Origin of the sequence: Dokdonella immobilis, from assembly GCF_900115085.1 — a bacterium.
Lineage (GTDB): Bacteria > Pseudomonadota > Gammaproteobacteria > Xanthomonadales > Rhodanobacteraceae > Dokdonella > Dokdonella immobilis.
Genome location: NZ_FOVF01000004.1, coordinates 1 through 18,321 on the forward strand (window position 1 = coordinate 1; position 18,321 = coordinate 18,321).

At 65.2% G+C, this 18,321-nt stretch carries 17 protein-coding genes; 6 read left to right on the plus strand and 11 right to left on the minus strand.

Features of this window, described 5'->3' with window-relative positions; translation table 11 throughout:
• Nucleotides 1-257 precede the first annotated feature (257 nt).
• On the minus strand, nucleotides 258-404 hold the full coding sequence (locus tag BM125_RS20135; RefSeq protein WP_175497903.1) for a hypothetical protein: 147 nt from the start codon (nucleotides 402-404) through the stop codon (nucleotides 258-260).
• A gap of 190 nt (nucleotides 405-594) precedes the next feature.
• Nucleotides 595-780 (minus strand): rubredoxin, encoded by a 186-nt coding sequence (locus tag BM125_RS04135; protein WP_092405206.1) that lies wholly within the window; start codon nucleotides 778-780, stop codon nucleotides 595-597.
• Nucleotides 781-878: 98 nt separating this feature from the next.
• Between BM125_RS04135 and thiE the strand changes: the two genes are divergently transcribed.
• Genes thiE through BM125_RS04150 form a run of 3 tightly spaced genes read left to right on the plus strand, consistent with a single transcriptional unit; the run spans nucleotide 879 to nucleotide 3,963 of the window.
• Nucleotides 879-1,508, plus strand: a complete 630-nt coding sequence (thiE, locus tag BM125_RS04140) for a thiamine phosphate synthase (protein WP_092405208.1) — start codon at nucleotides 879-881, stop codon at nucleotides 1,506-1,508.
• The gene (hemL, locus tag BM125_RS04145; RefSeq protein ID WP_092405210.1) at nucleotides 1,505-2,794 is read left to right on the plus strand and encodes a glutamate-1-semialdehyde 2,1-aminomutase; all 1,290 of its coding nucleotides are present in this window, start codon (nucleotides 1,505-1,507) and stop codon (nucleotides 2,792-2,794) included. Before thiE ends, hemL begins: the two co-directional genes overlap by 4 nt.
• Nucleotides 2,795-2,844: 50 nt before the next feature.
• Nucleotides 2,845-3,963, plus strand: coding sequence for a trans-sulfuration enzyme family protein (locus BM125_RS04150; RefSeq protein WP_092405212.1), 1,119 nt, complete (start codon nucleotides 2,845-2,847; stop codon nucleotides 3,961-3,963).
• A 17-nt stretch (nucleotides 3,964-3,980) separates the two neighbouring features.
• Here BM125_RS04150 and BM125_RS04155 read toward each other — a convergent pair whose 3' ends face one another.
• The 8 genes from BM125_RS04155 to BM125_RS04190 all read right to left on the minus strand — a co-directional run bounded on the left by BM125_RS04155 (nucleotide 3,981) and on the right by BM125_RS04190 (nucleotide 11,791).
• Nucleotides 3,981-5,216 carry an aspartate aminotransferase family protein gene (locus BM125_RS04155; RefSeq protein ID WP_092405214.1) on the minus strand — a complete coding sequence of 412 codons (1,236 nt, stop codon included), beginning with the start codon at nucleotides 5,214-5,216 and terminating at the stop codon, nucleotides 3,981-3,983.
• 63 nt (nucleotides 5,217-5,279) lie between these two features.
• Nucleotides 5,280-6,854 carry a long-chain-fatty-acid--CoA ligase gene (locus BM125_RS04160; protein ID WP_092405216.1) on the minus strand — a complete coding sequence of 525 codons (1,575 nt, stop codon included), beginning with the start codon at nucleotides 6,852-6,854 and terminating at the stop codon, nucleotides 5,280-5,282.
• 34 nt (nucleotides 6,855-6,888) lie between these two features.
• A complete protein-coding gene (locus tag BM125_RS04165; protein WP_092405218.1) occupies nucleotides 6,889-7,551 on the minus strand; it encodes a hypothetical protein in 663 nt (220 codons plus the stop codon).
• A 116-nt stretch (nucleotides 7,552-7,667) separates the two neighbouring features.
• Nucleotides 7,668-8,486 (minus strand): SDR family oxidoreductase, encoded by an 819-nt coding sequence (locus BM125_RS04170; RefSeq protein WP_092405220.1) that lies wholly within the window; start codon nucleotides 8,484-8,486, stop codon nucleotides 7,668-7,670.
• Nucleotides 8,487-8,496: 10 nt separating this feature from the next.
• Nucleotides 8,497-9,087, minus strand: a complete 591-nt coding sequence (locus BM125_RS04175; RefSeq protein ID WP_092405222.1) for an LON peptidase substrate-binding domain-containing protein — start codon at nucleotides 9,085-9,087, stop codon at nucleotides 8,497-8,499.
• A 144-nt stretch (nucleotides 9,088-9,231) separates the two neighbouring features.
• Nucleotides 9,232-10,590, minus strand: a complete 1,359-nt coding sequence (gene mpl, locus BM125_RS04180; RefSeq protein WP_092405224.1) for a UDP-N-acetylmuramate:L-alanyl-gamma-D-glutamyl-meso-diaminopimelate ligase — start codon at nucleotides 10,588-10,590, stop codon at nucleotides 9,232-9,234.
• Nucleotides 10,591-10,607: 17 nt separating this feature from the next.
• Entirely contained in the window at nucleotides 10,608-11,156 is a 549-nt protein-coding gene (locus BM125_RS04185; protein ID WP_092405226.1) for a hypothetical protein, read from the minus strand.
• Nucleotides 11,157-11,227: 71 nt separating this feature from the next.
• Nucleotides 11,228-11,791, minus strand: coding sequence for an adenylate kinase (locus BM125_RS04190; RefSeq protein WP_092405228.1), 564 nt, complete (start codon nucleotides 11,789-11,791; stop codon nucleotides 11,228-11,230).
• A gap of 171 nt (nucleotides 11,792-11,962) precedes the next feature.
• On the opposite strand from BM125_RS04190, the gene BM125_RS04195 reads away from it, so the two are divergent.
• From BM125_RS04195 to BM125_RS04205, 3 genes are all read left to right on the plus strand, one after another.
• A complete protein-coding gene (locus tag BM125_RS04195) occupies nucleotides 11,963-13,219 on the plus strand; it encodes a 6-phosphofructokinase (protein ID WP_092405230.1) in 1,257 nt (418 codons plus the stop codon).
• Nucleotides 13,209-14,642 carry a hypothetical protein gene (locus tag BM125_RS04200; RefSeq protein WP_139224845.1) on the plus strand — a complete coding sequence of 478 codons (1,434 nt, stop codon included), beginning with the start codon at nucleotides 13,209-13,211 and terminating at the stop codon, nucleotides 14,640-14,642. The genes BM125_RS04195 and BM125_RS04200 overlap by 11 nt, the downstream gene beginning before the upstream one ends.
• Before the next feature lie 211 nt (nucleotides 14,643-14,853).
• Nucleotides 14,854-16,923 carry a sodium-translocating pyrophosphatase gene (locus BM125_RS04205; protein ID WP_092405234.1) on the plus strand — a complete coding sequence of 690 codons (2,070 nt, stop codon included), beginning with the start codon at nucleotides 14,854-14,856 and terminating at the stop codon, nucleotides 16,921-16,923.
• 136 nt (nucleotides 16,924-17,059) lie between these two features.
• On the opposite strand, the gene BM125_RS04210 is transcribed toward BM125_RS04205, so the two are convergent.
• Nucleotides 17,060-17,905, minus strand: coding sequence for a hypothetical protein (locus tag BM125_RS04210; RefSeq protein ID WP_139224846.1), 846 nt, complete (start codon nucleotides 17,903-17,905; stop codon nucleotides 17,060-17,062).
• Nucleotides 17,906-18,321 lie beyond the last annotated feature (416 nt).

Consider the following 18,321-nt stretch of genomic DNA (forward strand, 5'->3'; position numbering starts at 1 on the left):
CATCCCGCATCGCCACCGCCAGAACCCCGCACCCCGCAGGGCCGAGCCCACGACTTCCGGTACACCGGCCTTCGCGGGGCGCGCATCCTAACCGCCGCGAGGCCTGAGGGGAAGAGGAAAAGCAATATTTCTTCGAATCAGGGTTGTCTGGTCTTCCCGCGCGTCGATGGCGGCCCGGAAGATTTCACCATCCGGACCCGGCTCGGATGGCGCAGGTCATTGATCAACCGAATTATTATGGGCCTGGAGCATCCGGCTCAGCGCTTGCCCCCGGTTTCCGGATCAATCGACTCGAGGCGCCCGACGATACGCGTCGGGCCGGCCGCGCCGAATGGCAGTTCCGGCATTTCCCGCAGGGCGTGCTCGCAGGGCAAACCGCAACGATAGGGAATCAGCAAGGCCATCGACGTATCGACTGGTGCGTCTTCAATCGGAACAAAAACTCGCATCATTGCCACCTTCGCCATGTCGGCGTCCGTTTGCTGGACACCAGTTCATCATCACCGCGGGCGCTTGCGGCGATGTGACGGGGCAAAACAGGTTGGAATTCTGACCTGGCGATGACAGGTCCGATGCAGGGCCCGCAGTGGCCTGTCAGACCTCGATCATCTCGAAGTCGGACTTGGTCACGCCGCAATCGGGACAGGTCCAGGTTTCCGGCACGTCTTCCCAGCGCGTGCCGGGCGCGATCCCGTCATCCGGCCAGCCTTCCGCTTCGTTGTAGAGGAATCCGCAGACGACGCACATGAAGGTTCGGAACGGGATTTCGGCCTGGGTCATGGTTCTTTCGGTAGCGAGTTGGGAGCACGATGAGTGCAGCGCATATCATTGTGTCAGCTTGCGCAGCGTGCGCAAAGCGCAGTGGCATCGGAAACCGGATGTATTCAATCAGTGGGCTCTACGCGATTACCGACGGACCGAGGCAGGATTTCCGTGCGGCGGTCGAAGCGGCCCTGGCCGGCGGTACGTCCGTCCTGCAGTACCGCGACAAGACCGGTGACCATGCACGCAGGCTGTCGGAAGCCCGATGGCTGTCCGAAGTGTGTGCTGCGCGCGGCGTGCCGATGATCGTCAATGACGATATCGGACTCGCTGTCGCTTGCGGGGCCGCGGGCGTGCATCTTGGCGCCGACGACCAGTCTCTGGCACTGGCCAGGGAGCGCCTCGGCGCGCAGGCCATCATTGGTATTTCCTGCTATGACTCGATCGAGCGCGCCCGCCTGGCCGTCGCCGAAGGCGCCAGCTACGTCGCCTTCGGCGCGTTCTTCAGTTCACCGACCAAGCCATCGGCCCGCAGCGCCAGCATCGGCTTGCTGCATCAGTCCGCCGACCTCGGCGTGCCAAGGGTGGCTATCGGTGGCATCACGCCCGACAATGCGCCTCTCCTGATCGAAGCCGGCGCCGATTCCGTGGCTGTGATTTCCGCCGTTTTCGGCAGTACCGATATCCGGGCCAGCGCGGAACGCTTCAGCGGCCTTTTTCCCCGTTCCAGTCGAGATACCCCATGAGCAGCAACCACGAACTCTTCCAACGCGCCCTGACCCTGATGCCGGGCGGCGTGAACTCGCCCGTGCGCGCCTTCAAGTCGGTCGGCGGCGAACCGTTTTTCACGGAGCGCGCCGATGGCCCCTACCTCTGGGACGTCGAGGGAAAGCGCTACATCGACCTGATCGGTTCGTGGGGACCGATGATCGTCGGACACAATCATCCGTCCGTGCGCGGCGCGGTGGAGAAGGCCATCGGCAAAGGGCTATCGTTCGGCACCCCGTGTCCGGCCGAAATCACCATGGCCGAGACGATCTCCAAGCTGGTGCCGTCGATCGAAGTCTCGCGCATGGTGAATTCGGGCACCGAGGCAACCATGTCGGCGATCCGGCTGGCACGCGGCTTCACCGGGCGATCCCGCATCGTCAAGTTCGAGGGTTGCTATCACGGCCATGCCGATGCGTTCCTGGTCAAGGCGGGATCCGGCGCGCTCACGTTCGGCGCACCAAACTCGCCGGGGGTGCCGACGGCGCTGGCGGACCTCACCCTGACCCTGCCCTTCAACGACTTCGATGCCGCCACGCACCTGTTCGATGAACTCGGCAGCGACATCGCCGGCCTGATCGTCGAACCGGTGCCGGGCAACATGAACTGCATACCGCCGCGCGATGGCTATCTGCAGCATTTGCGCGACCTCTGCAGCCGGCACGGGGCCCTGCTCATCTTCGATGAGGTGATGACCGGATTCCGCGTCGCCCTCGGCGGCGCCCAGGCCCACTATGGAGTCACGCCCGACCTGACCACGCTCGGCAAGATCATCGGTGGCGGCATGCCGGTAGGGGCGTACGGCGGTCGGCGCGACATCATGAACCAGATCGCACCCGCCGGGCCGATCTACCAGGCCGGTACCCTGAGCGGCAATCCGGTCGCCATGGCGGCTGGGCTGGCGATGCTCGAACTGATCCAGGCGCCCGGGTTCCATGCCGAACTGTCGCGGCGCACGCAACTGCTGACCGATGGCCTGCAGGCGCTGGCGGACGGCGCGGGCATTGCGTTCAGCACCACCCGCGTCGGCGCCATGTTCGGCCTCTTCTTCACTGCCCAGAAGGTCGAAACCTACGCCCAGGCCACGGCCAGCGATCTCGCGCGCTTCAACCGCTTTTTCACAGCCATGCTCGAGCGCGGTGTCTATCTGGCTCCATCCGCCTACGAAGCTGGTTTCCTCTCGATGGCGCATGATGAAGCGGTGATTGCCGAAATCCTGCGCGCAGCCCGCGACAGCTTCGAACTTCTCGCTTCGGCCGGTTGACCGCAGCGCAAGCCCCGCAACTCCACTCCACCGACACCTGGCAGACGTACATGCGAATCGAAACCCTGGCGGTACACGCGGGCGGCGAAAGCGATTCCGAAACCGGCGCGGTTTCACCACCGATCCATCTGGCCACGACGTTTCGTCACGGTCCCGCCGCCGAGCGCGTCGGAGGTTATGAGTACCAGCGCGAAGGCAATCCGACCAATGACCGGCTCTGTGCCGCCATTGCCGCGCTAGAGGGTGGCGCCCAGGCGCTTACGTTCGCATCGGGCATGGCCGCGATCAGCACCCTGCTCGAGTCGCTTGCGCCCGGTTCACGCATCGTCATTCCGGACGACTGCTACACCGGCCTGCGCGTGCTTTGCGCCGAGTTCCTGCCGCAACGCGGAATCGAGGTCCTCACGGTCGACATGGCCCAGCTCGAAGCCGTGCAGGCGGCCTGCGCCGACGGCATCGACCTGGTCTGGGCCGAGACGCCATCGAATCCGCGCATGAAGGTCAGTGATATCGGCGCGCTGGCGCGGATCGCTCACGCCCAGGGTGCCTTGCTGGTCTGCGACAACACCTTCGCCTCGCCGGTTTTGCAACAGCCGCTGGCACTCGGCGCCGACATCGTCATGCATTCGACCACGAAATATTTCGGCGGGCACAGCGACGTGCTCGGCGGTGCGCTGGTTTTTGCCAGGGCAGACGATGTCCACGCGCGCGTCGCCCACCGGCTGCACATTGCCGGCGCCACGCTGGCTCCATTCAGCGCCTGGCTGACCTTGCGCGGCTGTCGCTCCTTGCCCGCGCGCATGGCCATGCACTGCGCCAACGCGAAGGCGGTGGCGCACTTCCTCTCCAGCCATGCGGCCATCGAGCGGGTCAATTATCCCGGGCTGCCATCGCATCCGGGCCATGAAATCGCCAGTCGCCAGATGCGCGATTTCGGCGGAATGCTCAGCATCGAATTGCGCGGCGGCAAGACCGCGGCGCTCGAGGCGGCCGGGCGACTACGCCTGTTCACGAACGCCACCTCGCTGGGCGGCTGCGAATCGCTGGTAGAGCATCGCGCATCGGTCGAGGGCGCCAATCCGGTCTCCCCGGTCAACCTGTTGCGCTTGTCGGTAGGCCTCGAGCACGTCGACGACCTGATCGCCGATCTCAGGGCTGCACTCGCCTAGCGCGGCCAGGGCTGCGCTCAGTCGAGCTGGCGCAGTACCCGGCCGAGTCGCGCCAGGCCCTCGCTGATGTCGACCCCACCGATGGTCAGAGCCGGCACGAAACGCAAAACGCCGGATCCGGCCTGCAGCAGGAGCAGCCCCTCGTGCGCGGCAGCGTCGAGGATTTCCCCCGCGCGCCCGGAATAGGCAGGCGCCAGCACGGCACCGAGCATCAGGCCGTTGCCCCTGACCGTATCGATGACGCCGGTTTCGGCGCCAAGCTGCTCGAGTCCGCGGCGCAGCACTGCCGACTGCGTCTGCACGTTGGCCAGCAGTTCGACCGAGGAAAGCTTGCGCAAGGCGACGCGGCCGATGGCCGCTGCCAGCGGATTGCCGCCGAATGTCGTTCCATGCGAACCGAACTGCATGGCCTGCGCAGCCGCCGCACCGACCAGCATCGCGCCAATCGGAAAACCACAGCCCAGCGCCTTGGCCAGCGTCATGACGTCCGGCACGACCTGGGGCCACTGATGGGCCCAGAGTCGGCCGGTGCGGCCCATGCCGCACTGGATCTCGTCGAAGACCAGCAACGCGCCTGACGCGCTGCAGCGCTGGCGAAGTTCGCGCAGAAATGCCGGCTCGGCCGAGACCACACCGCCCTCGCCCTGGATGGGTTCGACCAGCACGCCGGCGACATCGTCGGTGAAGGCCTGGTCGAGGGCGCCGATATCGTTGAAGGCCGAGTAGCGGAAGCCGGGCGGCAGCGGTTCGAATCCTTGATGGTACTTCGGTTGTGCCGTGGCGGTGACCGTTGCCAGGGTGCGGCCATGAAACGCGCCCTCGAAACTCAGGATCACGCGCCTTTCGGGCGGCCTGCCGCCTTCCGCAGCGTGCTTGCGGATGAGCTTGATCGCCGCTTCGTTCGCCTCCGCGCCGGAGTTGCAGAAGAAGACCCGCTCGGCGAAGCCGCTGGCCGCCACGAGTTCCTCGGCCAGGCGGATCGGTGGTTCGGAATAGAAGACGTTGCTGGTGTGCCAGAGTCTTGCGGCCTGCTCGTGCAGGGCGGCAAGGATCTCCGGATCGCCGTGTCCGAGCGCAGTGACCGCTATTCCGGCGGCGAAATCGACATATTCGCGACCTTCCCGGTCCCAGACGCGTGAGCCGAGGCCGCGTTCGAGGACCATTTCGCGTTGTCTGTAGATCGGTAGCAGGGTGCGCTGCGCGGTGGCGATCAGTGGCTCGGTGGTATTCACATTCGGTCCGTCCCGGGGCATGCAAACCATGTTCGCACAGCTCGCCGGCCGGGATGCGGCGACATGGCGTTGCCGGGGTTCCGCTCAGGTCTTCGCCGCAGCCTCGTCGGCAAGGAGCTGACGCTTGAGGATCTTGCCCGATGCGGTCATCGGCAGGGACTGGCGAAACTCGATGCTGCGCGGGTACTTGTAGGCGGCGATGCGTTCGCGCGTCCAGTCGATCAGTTCACGCTCGCTGATTTCCGCACCTGCGGCGCGTATGACGAACGCCTTGATCTCCTCGCCGTATTCCCCGTTCGGGACGCCGACCACGGCGACCAGGGAAACCGCCGGGTGGGTGATCATCAATTCTTCGACTTCGCGCGGATACACGTTGAAACCGCCGCGAATGATCATGTCCTTGCTGCGATCGACGATGCGGTAGGTACCGTCCGCATCGCGACGAGCGAGATCGCCGGTACGGAACCAGCCGTCTCGCATGCATGCCGCGGTCGCCTCGGGGTTGTTGAAGTACCCCTTCATGATGTTGTGGCCGCGAATGGCGATTTCGCCGACCGAATCGGCACCTTCAGTTTCGCTCCAGTCGGGATCGATCAGTTTCACTTCGACGCCCCAGATCGGAACGCCGATGGAACCGATCTTGACCGGCATGTCAGGCCGCGAAAACGTGGCGACCGGCGAGGTCTCGGACAATCCGTAGCCCTCGAGGATCTGGACGCCGAATCGTCGTTTGAATTCGCTCTGGATCTCCGCCGGCAGCGCCGCGCCACCGGATACCGCCCGGCGCAGACGGCTGGTGATCGCGTTCACGTCGACGCTGTCGTCGAGCGCATTGAGCAGGCCCCAGTACATGGTCGGCACCCCGGCGAAGCAGGTCACCCGCTCGGTCTGCATCGCGTTCAGCGCAGCACGCGGCTCGAACCTCGGCAGGAACACCAGGGTCGCCGCCTGCAGGAAACCGAGGACCATCTGCACGGTCTGGCCGAAGGTATGGAACAGCGGCAGGACGACCAGGATGATGTCATGGCCCTGCGGATGCTCGCCAAACAGCCGCATCAGGGCAAAGGCATTGAGCAGGATGTTGGCATGCGTCAGTTCGGCGCCCTTGGGGCGCCCGGTCGTGCCGCTCGTGTACAGGATCACGGCGGTGTCGTCGGGCGAGGTCTGGCAGGTGTCGAACTGGACAGGCCGACCTGCGATTGCCGAGGCCAGGGTTTGAGCGCCAGCCATCGGTGAAGCGGCGGTCGCATCCGCGGTGATCATGAAGAAATGTTCGCAGTCGGCAGCCTTGCCGAAGGCGGTCCAGCCCTCGGCACCCATCGGCAGGTCCGCCGTGCCTTCGAAACAGAAGAATGCGCGGGCCCTGGCGTCTTCGAGGTGGTAGGCAATCTCGTCGTGCTTGAGCAGCACGTTGAGCGGAACCACGATGGCTCCGGCCTTGAGGATGCCGAAATAGACGATCGGAAACCAGGGCAGGTTCGGACAGCTCAGGGCAATGCGATCGCCGCGTTCAATGCCCCTCGCGACGAGCAGATGGGCGACCTGGTTGGCGGCCGCATCGATCGCTGCATAGCTGAGGCGCTTGGCGCCAATGACCACGGAATCACGGACCGGATAAGCGCGCGCACTGCCCTCGAGGACGGCGGCAAGATTCAGCATGCGGGTCGCCCGACGGACGGACGGCGGGTAGCGATCATGGCGCCGACAGCGGACAGACCGCGTGCTTCAGCGTATTGGCCCGCAGGCCGGGTTCGATGGCACCAGCGGCGGCCGCTTCGGCCTGGCCGATGGCCTGGGGCACGTATGCGGTGATCAGCCCGGCGAGAACGGGATTGCAGTTGTTGCTGGTCGAATAGGAGGTGATGGCCACTGCCGGGGCGAGCATGTCCAGGGTGTACACGCCATCGGTGCCATCGGTCTGCACGAGGTAGTCGAGTGTGTAACCGAGAGTGATGCCGGTCAGATTGACATTGCACGAACCGAGCACGGTCGTCGAAATCGGCACGACGATGTCGCTGGCCGTGCCCGGGCCGACGAAGTGTCCGCTCACGAAGTCACCCGAAAACACGCCGGCCTGCATGGCCACCGGACAACCCGCAACGCCGATCCCGCAACCGTTCGCGTTGCCACACACGGTGTAATCGATACCTGACTGGCTGCCGGACTGGGGGGGAATGCAGGCACTGGTTCCGTCGATGCTTGATCGTATCGATTCGAGAAACTGGGCCCTGGTCTGCGCCGTGACCCAGCAGGTTTCGAAGCCGTCGTGGATCAGGAGGTCGGCGCCCTGCACCGCCGTCGCGCCCGCCAGCAGTACCGCCCCTGCGAATATCTGCCAAATCGAACCTCTGGCCATGCTGTCCTCCCCGGTTGAACCCCGATGCTAAGCGAGACGGGCCTCGTTCGCCACGCCTGTTTGACGGCCTGGTCGGAGGCGATGCGAATCAGCAGGGTCAATCCGACGTGCGGACGTCAGTCGAGGAAAAGGTCCGGCAGCAACGATTCGCCGGGAGCAACCGCGTAGCGATCGAAGTCGGTGATGCCTTGGCCGGCCAGCACGGCCTCGTCGATCAAGAACTGCCCGGTTCGCTCGCGGCTCGGTGTGGTCAGGACCGCATGTGCGGCGTCGGCGACGATCTCGGGTTTGCGCGCATTTCGCGTGTCCACGCCGGGAATCATGTTGAGCGCGTCGGTCGCCACGACCGTGCGTGGCCACAACGCGTTCACGGCGATGCCGATCGATCGGAATTCCTCGGCCATGCCGAGCACGCACAGGCTCATGCCGTACTTTGCGATCGTGTAGGCGACGTGCGGCGCGAACCATTTCGGGTCGAGGTTCGGTGGCGGCGACAGCGTCAGGATGTGCGGATTGGCGGCCTTCTTCAGGTGTGGCAGACAGGCCTGCGAACAGAGAAAGGTACCGCGCGTATTGACCTGGTGCATCAGGTCGAATCGCTTCATCGGCGTTTCCGCGGTACCGCGCAGCCAGATCGCGCTGGCATTGTTGACGAGGATGTCGATGCCACCGAAGCGCCCGACCGCCTCAGCCACCGCGGCGAGGACGCTCTCTTCGCTGCGGATATCGACCATCAGCGGCAGCGCGTGCCCGCCTGCAGCCTCGATTTCGGCCGCCGCGGTGTAGATGGTGCCGGGCAACTTCGGATTGGCGACCGCGCTCTTCGCCGCGATGACGATGTTCGCACCGTCCCGGGCGGCCCGCTTCGCGATGGCCAGCCCGATGCCGCGTGAGGCACCGGTGATGAAAAGCGTCTTGTCTTTCAGGCTGTGCATGGTGGATTCCTCAGGCACGCTGGAAGCGTGGCAAATGGTGCATCAGTTGGCCAAGGCGCTCGATCGGGTCGTTGATCTGCAGCAGCTGCTGGCGTTCGGGAAGTTCGAGCGGAAGCACCTCGGCCAGCCGGTAACCGACCCAGCCGGCATCATCGTAGCGGGCGCGGTCGACGAGCGAGATGTCTCCGCCCAATTGCTCGTGCACACGCTCGAGGATGGTCGCCAACAGCCCGCAATCGGCTGGCACCGCAACGACTTCCTCGGCATCGAAAAACTCGACGTCTCCGAGAATGAGCCCATTGTCGCGCACGCGCGTGTTGAGGACGTGGAAGCGCTCAGCGCCGCGGGCATGGATGCCGAGCAATCCGTCGGGCAAGGTGTGGAAATCGGTGATGCGCGCGAGCGTGCCCACGGCCGCCGGTACTGCCGGTTGACCCGCCTCCTGGCCATCGAGAATCAGGCAGACGCCAAATCCGCTGTCGCTGCGCGCGCAGTCGCGCACCAGGTCCAGGTAACGCGGCTCAAAAATGCGCAGGCTCAGGTTGCCTTCTGGAAACAGCACCGAGGAAAGCGGAAACAGGGGCAGGCTCGATGTCGTCATGCGTTCCAGTCTAACGCCGTGTGGCGACCGGGCGAAATCCGCTGCGGCAAGCGCGCAGGCAACGATTCGGCAGGCACAGGAAGCTATCGGGCGGCCTGTGCGCCGCACTTTCCGGCGAGGCTTTCGCTGGTGACGAGGGTCCGGTCAAGGGCCGCGCAGGCGCGCCGCAAAGCGATGCGGGGCCGCCTCGAATCCACCGTTTGACATGAACACAACGTGGTCGCCGGCGCGAACCACGGCGGCGAGTTCGGAGAGCAAGGCATCGACATCCGCCGCGGTCGTGGCCCGACCGGCGAGCGCCGCAGTGACCTTACCGGCATCCCAGGGCAGTTCGGGTCGCTGCAGGAATACCACGCGGTCGGCATCGGCCAGGGCCGGCGCCAGTTGGTCCGCATGCGCGCCGAGCCGCATCGAATTCGATCGCGGCTCGAGCGCGACCACGATGCGCGCCTCGCCGACCCGCGCGCGCAGGCCGGCCAGCGTGGTCGCGATGGCGGTCGGGTGATGGGCGAAATCATCGTAGACGACGACGCCGGCGTGGTCGGCGATCCGTTCCATGCGCCGACGCACGCTGCCGAAGCCGGCAAAGACAGGCAGCAGCGCGGCAGGGTCAGCTCCCGCGGCGCTGGCGGCGGCGAGCGCGGCCAGCGCATTCATCACGTTGTGCCGGCCAAGCAGGGTCCAGTCGACCATGCCGATCAAGCGGTCGCAGTGACGAACCTCGAAGGCCGAGCCATCCGCTTCGAGCAGCCGCGCGCGCCAGTCGCCCGCATCGATGCCGAAGGTTTCCACCGGCGACCAGCAACCCATGGCCAGCACCTCGGCCAGGTTGCGGTCCTCGGCATTGACGATCAGCCGCCCGTTGCCCGGCACGATACGGATCAGATGGTGGAACTGGCGCTGGATCGCGGCGACATCGGGAAAGATGTCGGCGTGATCGAATTCGAGGTTGTTGAGGATCGCGATGCTGGGCCGGTAGTGCACGAACTTCGAACGCTTGTCGAAGAACGCGGTGTCGTATTCGTCGGCCTCGAGCACGAACGGTGCGCCCGAACCGAGCCGGGCCGAGACCGGAAAATTACCGGGCACGCCGCCGATCAGGAAGCCGGGTGCGAGGCCGGCCGATTCGAGCAGCCAGGCCAGCAGCGAAGTCGTGGTCGTTTTTCCGTGGGTGCCGGCGACGGCCAGTACCTGACGCGTGCCGAGCAACTGCTCACCGAGCCATTGCGGCCCGGAAATGAAGGGGAGGCGCTCATTGAGCACATGTTCGACAGCCGCATTGCCGCGCGACAGGGCATTGCCGATCACGACGAGATCCGGACGCGGCTGCAGGTTCCCGGCCGAATAGCCCGGGCGCAGGGCGATGCCGAGCGCTTCGAGCTGGGTGCTCATCGGCGGATAGACATTGGTGTCGCTGCCCTCGACCTCATGACCGAGTTCGCGCGCCAGCGCGGCGATGCCGCCCATGAAGGTTCCGCAGATACCGAGGATGTGAAGTTTCATCGAAGCAGGGTACGCGATCAGGAGCCGTCGCTGAAAATCACCCGGGCCAGGGCGAAGTCGGCGATCACCCAGGACAGGGCGAGCAGGAATCCGAGCCAATAGGGCGCCTCGATCGCCTGGCGCACGATATGTGCGTCGATCGAGATCTTCCAGACCAGGGTGCCCAGGCCCAGCCAGACGATCAGCATCTGCACCGGCGTCGGCGCGACGCCGGCAGCGGGCGCCGTACCGAAACTGAGGGCCAAGGGCAGAATCAGCAGGGAGAAGGCGATCGAACAGGCGACCAATGCGCTCGCCGTCTGCAGGTACCGATGGCCGAGCCGGCGAATCGCAAGCGCCACCCAGCTCAGGCCAAGCAGCACCAGGCTCGACAGCAGACTGCGCGCCAGCACCGGCTCTTTCAGTTCCAGCGCATTAGCGGTAGCCAGGTCGAGGGCGAGACCGGCAACCAGCAGGGCGACCAGCAGGCCCTGGGAATGCGGCAGCTCCTGCGGCCCGCTGCGGAACCGGCACAGATCGAGGACGACGCCAAGCAGTCGACCGAGGCTGTAGGGTGTTTCACTCATGCGCTCAGGATCGGGATGTCCGCGAGGCAGGGTGGACGATGCGGGGCCAGGAAGTCGGATCGACCCGGGAATCAGGCGGGCAACGCAGCAACGATACGGTCGAAGACTTCGTCCAGCTCGCCGACACCATCGACCGTGACCAGCTTGCCGATTGCCGCGAAGTGATCGGCCACCGGCGCGGTCTGCTCGGCGTACACGCGCAGGCGGGCGCGCACCGTTTCCGGCGTATCGTCGACCCGCCCTTCGGCCGCGGCGCGGCCAGCAATGCGCTCGACGATCAGGTCGTTGGGTACTTCGAGCTTGATCGCGACATCGAGCGGCTGTTCGAGGCGATCGAGCAGGGCTTCGAGCGCGGCGCACTGGGCGAGGTTGCGCGGATAGCCGTCGAGGATGAAGCCGCCCTTGGCGTCCGGCTGAGACACGCGGTCTTCGAGCATGCCGAGCACGATCTCGTCGGAAACCAGGTGTCCGGCATCCATGACCGCCTTGGCCTTGAGGCCGAGCGGCGTACCCGCCTTGACCGCGGCACGCAGGAGGTCCCCGGTCGACACGTGTGGAATACCCAGTTTGTTCTTGAGCGAGGCCGCCTGAGTGCCTTTTCCCGATCCGGGGGCGCCGAGTAGCACGAGTCGCATACTGTTCCTTGCGTGACGCGCGCGTGCGGATTTGCCACGACGCTGCGCTAGACTTTGAGCGGGTAAACGCGGCGTTAAGCTATCCGCTGCGGCCAGCGCAGTCAAACAGGCTGGCCCGCCCCGGCCCGGGGCGCATCGCCGAACCCATTCCATCACCAAGGAGCCTCATCGATGCAAGGCAATCTGCTCTACGCGCAGTCCGGGGGCGTCACCGCCGTCATCAACGCCAGCGCCTGTGCCGTAATCGAGACCGCGCGCAAGCACAAGGTCCGCGTGCTTGCGGCGCGCAACGGCATCATCGGCGCCCTGCGCGAGGAGCTGATCGATACCTCGAAGGAGTCGGCCAGTGCCATTGCGGCATTGCGTCACACCCCCGGCGGTGCGTTCGGTTCGTGCCGGTTCAAGCTCAAGTCGATCGAGCAGAACCGTGCCCAGTACGAACGCCTGATTGATGTCTTCAGGGCCCACGACATCCGCTGGTTCCTCTACAACGGCGGCAACGACTCGGCCGATACGGCCAACAAGATCTCGCAGATCGGCAAGGCCCTGGGCCATGACGTAACCGTGGTCGGCGTGCCGAAGACGGTCGACAACGACCTCGCGGTGACCGATTGCTGCCCGGGCTTCGGCTCGGTGGCCAAGTACACCGCCGTTTCGGTGCTGGAAGCGAGCCTTGATGTCGCCTCGATGGCCGAATCCTCGACCAAGGTCTTTGTCATGGAAGTGATGGGCCGTCATGCCGGCTGGATCGCGGCGGCCGCCGGCCTCGCCGGCAAATCCGCCGACGAGGCGCCGCACATCATCCTGTTCCCGGAAATCCCGTTCGACGAAGCGGGCTTCCTGGCCCGCGTCAAGGCCACCGTGGAACGTGTCGGTTGGTGCACGGTGGTCGTCTCCGAAGGCGTGCGCAACAAGGAAGGCAGGTTCCTCTCCGAAGTCGGCACGCGCGACGCCTTTGGTCATGCCCAGCTCGGTGGCGTGGCGCCGCTGCTGGCCGACCTGGTCAAGCGCAACCTCGGCTACAAGTACCACTGGGCCCTGCCCGACTACCTGCAGCGATCGGCCCGCCACATCGCGTCGAAAACCGACGTGGAACATGCCTACGCGGTCGGCAAAGCCGGTGTCGAATACGCCCTGGCCGGGAAAAACGCCGTGATGCCGGTGATCGTGCGCACCGGCGATGCCCCGTATCGCTGGAAGATCGAGGCCGCCCCGCTGGGCAAGGTCGCCAACCATGAGAAGACCCTGCCGAAGAGCTTCATCCGCCGAGACGGCTACGGCATCACCGAGGCCGCAAGACGCTATCTGGAACCCCTGATCCGCGGCGAGGAAGCGCCGCCGTCCGGCAAGGACGGCCTGCCGAAGTACGTTCGCCTGAAGAATGTTGCCGTGAAGAAGAAGCTGCCGGCTTACGCGATTGACGGCTGAGACAACCGGGCTTTCGGCAGACCCCACGGTCAAAGCGCCTGCGCGAGCATCGACCGCGGGCGCCTCTCGAATCGGCGTTGCACTCGCTGCCGTCGTGGGCTTCGCCTGCGCGCTGACCGTGCTGTACCCGGGGCAGTATCCCTTCGATTCCGCCTATCAGCTGTGGCAGGCGCGCCACGGCATCTATTCAAACATCACGCCCGTGCCGATGATCGGGTTGTGGTCGCTGCTTCTGCATGTCTTCGGCAATCCTGCCAGCTTGTTGTGCCTGAATCTGGCCCTGTTCTGGGCTGGCCTCGGCTTGTGCTTCCAGGCCCTGCCGGCCCGAGCCTGGGTCAAGGTGTCGGGTGTACTCCTCACCGGTTTGAATCCACTGGCCCTGGTGCAGATGGCGCATCTACTCTCGGATGCCCACATGACCGCCCTGCTCGCGCTTGGCGCCGGCCTGCTGGTGCAGAGCTTGCGCACGGGCTCGCGCATGGCAATCCTTGCAGCCTGTCTTCTGCTCGTCTACGCCGGAACGATTCGCCAGAACGCCCTGGTCGCGATCGTTCCCTTTGGCCCGCTTGTCCTCATGGCGCTGAAGCCGCGGTGGCGCATGGGAACGGCTGCAGTATTGGTCTCGATGATCATCGCTGGCACCGTGACGCTGGCCACCGGCATGACGCTGGATCGCATGCTCGCAACCGAGCGACGCGATCTCTGGCCGATGCTTGCGTTGTGGGATCTCGCAGCGATCTCGGTCGCTACAGGCGAACTCCTGCTTCCTCCGTTCACCCATGGGGCGGGTCTTGATGTCGAAGAGCTCCGCGAAACCGGCGCGTTCAACCCCGTTTCGGTGACCAGTCTTTTCTCGAGTTCGAGATCGGGCGTGAACAATGGATTCATCGAGCCCTACTCCGCGGAGCAACGGTGGACAATTGCCAAGGCCTGGTGGAAGGCGATCGCGGATCATCCATTCGCCTATCTCTCTCATCGCGGGCGAACGGCGAGCCTGCTATTCGGAAGGCAGTCAGGGCAGGCACCGCATGGCATTGCCTACTATCAGGCGCGAACGGACTATCGGGACAACCCGCCACTGCCTGCAGCGTGGTTTGCCAATGCGCAGGGACGCCTTTACCGGCTTGCCGACCAGCTCTCCTCAACGTGGTTGTTCAGCGCTTTACCGCTCGTTCTCCTGAACGCCGGGGCCTTCTGGCTGGCGTGGCGCAGGCGCGGCGGAGCGGAGGGAGCCTTCGCCGCCGGCATCTCTGCCAGTGCACTTCTCTACGCAGCCAGCTTCCTGCCGCTCGCGCCCAGCGCCGAATTGCGTTATCTGACCTGGCCGATCATCGCGGCCCTTCCCGCGGTCGTATTTGCGTTCTCTGCGCGATCCGGCAAGCACGGCGAAGCGAGCACGCCGCTGACGTCCCACGCGCCTTGAGCCTCGCAACCTTTATTCGACTGCAGCAAGGAATTCCAGACAATTCGCACCCGGCAGGGCAATTTCACGATACAGCTTTGAACGAAGCCGCTTGAGGAAAGGGCCGATGCTGCACTGCACGAATGTTAAGGCCGGCAAGGCACGGCTATACTCGGTCGGTTCGTGGGGTCTCCTGTTAATCCTTGACTTGCCTGCTCCCTGGGAGGGATAGATGTTGCAGCAACATGGTTTACTGTTTTCACTCGGCTGTGCGGTCCTGGCCATCCTTTACGGCGTCTGGTCGATCCGCTGGATCCTGGCCAAGCCCGCGGGCAACGAACGCATGCAGGAAATCGCCGCGGCGATCCAGCTCGGCGCGCGTGCCTACCTGAACCGCCAGTACATGACGATCTCGATCGTCGGCGTCGTCCTGTTCGTCGCGATCGGCTTCGCCCTGAACTGGCTGACCGCGATCGGCTTCGCGATCGGTGCGATCCTCTCGGGTCTGGCCGGCTATATCGGCATGAACGTCTCGGTCCGCGCCAACGTGCGCACCGCCGAGGCCGCGCGCAGCGGCATCGCCGCGGCCCTCGCGGTGGCCTTCCGCGGCGGCGCGATCACCGGCATGCTCGTCGTCGGCCTCGGCCTGCTCGGCGTCGCCGGCTACTTCGAACTGCTCGGCCGCATGGGCCATTCGCCCGAGGAATCGCTGCACGCCCTGATCGGCCTGGCCTTCGGTTCCTCGTTGATCTCGATCTTCGCCCGGCTCGGTGGCGGCATCTTCACCAAGGGCGCCGACGTCGGCGCCGACCTGGTCGGCAAGGTCGAAGCCGGCATCCCCGAGGACGATCCGCGCAATCCGGCGGTGATCGCGGACAATGTCGGCGACAACGTCGGCGATTGCGCCGGCATGGCCGCCGACCTGTTCGAAACCTACGCGGTGACCCTGATCGCGACGATGCTGCTCGGCGGCGTCATGTTCGCCGGCAACCCGAATGCGGTGCTGTATCCGATCGTGCTCGGCGGCGTCTCGATCATCGCCTCGATCATCGGCACCTTCTTCGTCAAGACCAGCTCGGGCGGCAAGATCATGAATGCCCTGTACAAGGGCGTGATCGTCTCGGCGGTGCTCTCGGCGATCGCATTCTGGTTCGTCACCCACCAGTTGTTCCCGACCGGACTCGATGTCGGCAATGGCATCAGCATCTCCTCGAACAGCATCTTCTATTGCGGCCTGATCGGCCTGATCCTGACCGGCGCCATGGTCGTCATCACCGAGTACTACACGGCGACCGAATTCGGCCCGGTGCGCCATGTCGCCCAAGCCTCGACGACCGGCCACGCGACCAACATCATCGCCGGCATCGGCATCTCGATGAAGTCGACCGCCCTGCCCGTGCTCTCGGTCTGCGCGGCGATCTGGGCCGCGTACAACTTCGGCGGCCTCTACGGCATCGCCGTGGCCGCCACGGCCATGCTGTCGATGACCGGCATGATCGTGGCCCTCGACGCCTACGGCCCGATCACCGACAACGCCGGCGGCATCGCCGAAATGGCCGAACTGCCTTCCGAAGTCCGCGCCGTGACCGACCCGCTCGATGCGGTCGGCAACACGACCAAGGCCGTGACCAAGGGCTATGCGATCGGATCGGCCGGCCTGGCCGCACTGGTCCTGTTCGCCGACTACACGCACAAGCTCGGCGTCGAGCATCCGGACAACATCTACACCTTCGACATCTCCAACCACTACGTGATCATCGGCCTGCTGATCGGCGGCCTGATTCCGTACCTGTTCGGCGCGATGGCGATGGAAGCGGTGGGTCGCGCGGCCGGCTCGGTGGTCGAGGAAGTCCGCCGCCAGTTCCGCGAGATCAAGGGCATCATGGAAGGCACGACCAAGCCGGACTACTCGCGTGCGGTCGACCTGCTGACCCGATCGGCGATCAAGGAAATGATGGTTCCCTCGCTGCTTCCGGTGCTCGTGCCGATCATCGTCGGCTTCGGCTTCGGCTGGATCGGCGGCCCGATGGCCGGTGCCCAGGCGCTCGGCGGCCTGCTGATCGGCACGATCGTGACCGGCCTGTTCGTGGCGATCTCGATGACCACCGGCGGCGGCGCCTGGGACAACGCCAAGAAGTACATCGAGGACGGCAACTTCGGCGGCAAGGGTTCCGAGGCGCACAAGGCCGCGGTCACCGGCGACACCGTCGGCGACCCGTACAAGGACACGGCCGGACCGGCCGTCAATCCGCTGATCAAGATCATCAACATCGTCGCCCTGCTGCTGGTGCCGTTGCTCTGATCGATCCGATGGGCGGGCGGCGACGCCCGCTCCAGCGCCACGCCCGCGTCATCACGGCGCGGGCGTGCAATGAAAAACCCCGGCATGCCGGGGTTTTTTCATTGCGCCGTGCGGATTGCCGAAACCCGGCGGGGACTCAGGGTTTACGTGCGACCAGGCCGCGCAACTTGCCCATGGCATCGCCGATCCTGTTGAAGCGCGCACCGATGCCATATTCGCGTTTCAGCATCGCGATTTCCTCCTGCTGGCGCGCGGTGATCCGGGATTCCCAGCGTCGCTTGATCTCCTGCTGCTGGACCCGCGCGCGCAGCTGGCTTCGATAATCCTCCGACAGGGTTTCGCGCATCAGCTGCTGGTTCGGATCGCGCATCAGGTAACGACCGATCTCGTCATACAGCGCCACACCCACCTGTTCGGGCGGAACGCTCTTGCTGGCCGTCGCCAGGTCGTCGAAATTGGTGAAGCTCATGCGCAACTGGCCGGTTGCGGTGTCCGCGGAAAAGACCGCCGTGAGCGCAATGCGGCCCTTGGCCTTGAAGGTGGCCGCAACGACTTCGCCCGAGGCATCCTTGGCCGGCGCCAGTGGCGCGCCCAGCCGATGGCGCTGGAAAAGCGCCGAAACCGCGCGCACGCGGTTGGCGCCCTCGATCTGCGCCGTGGGGCACTCGGAGGTCGAAACGCCGCAGAAATACGACAGGGTGATTTCCTTCGACGATGGATGCCGGTTTTCGTGGATCTCGTACTCGTGCTCGACATAGCCGATCACGTCGCCATAGCCTGGCAAGGTATGCCTGACCTGGATTTTCGGCTGCAGGACCTTGAGCTTGGCAACCAGTTCGTTCAGATAGGCGAGCAGGTCGGCCATGGCGGGCTCGAGCGTGGTCCGATAGGCGGTCTCACGCGCCGCCTTGAGCGCAATGGCGCTGTCCTCTTCGGCCTTGCGCCGTTGCGCCTCGTTTTCGAGATCGTCAAGCAGACCCACGCTCATCCCCCTTGTACGGACGCGCCCTATCTGGCCTGCCCGCTTCGTTGCCTACCCGATCCAGTCCATGCCCTGGCCAATCCGGCCGGCAAGCGGACCATAATCCCCTGCGCGTGATCAAGCAAGAATGCTGCCATTCACATATTTTCGACGACGAGTTGGCGTTCTGGTGGAAGCTGCAAAGAGCACTGCAATCCCATGGACCTCAGCATGCTTCCGCGAGGGCCGATGGCGAAGCTTCCGCCCGGCGCATGGGATCCTGCGACAACGCTGGCAAACTCCGCATTTCACTGAATCTCCTCGCGCTACCCTGCGGCGGTATTTCCCTGGCTCTGGCCGGAGCGGCAACGCCGAACCGCCGCCAAGGTCGTCTACCCTGCTCCCCGACGGAGACGCCCTGATGATGGCCTTATCCA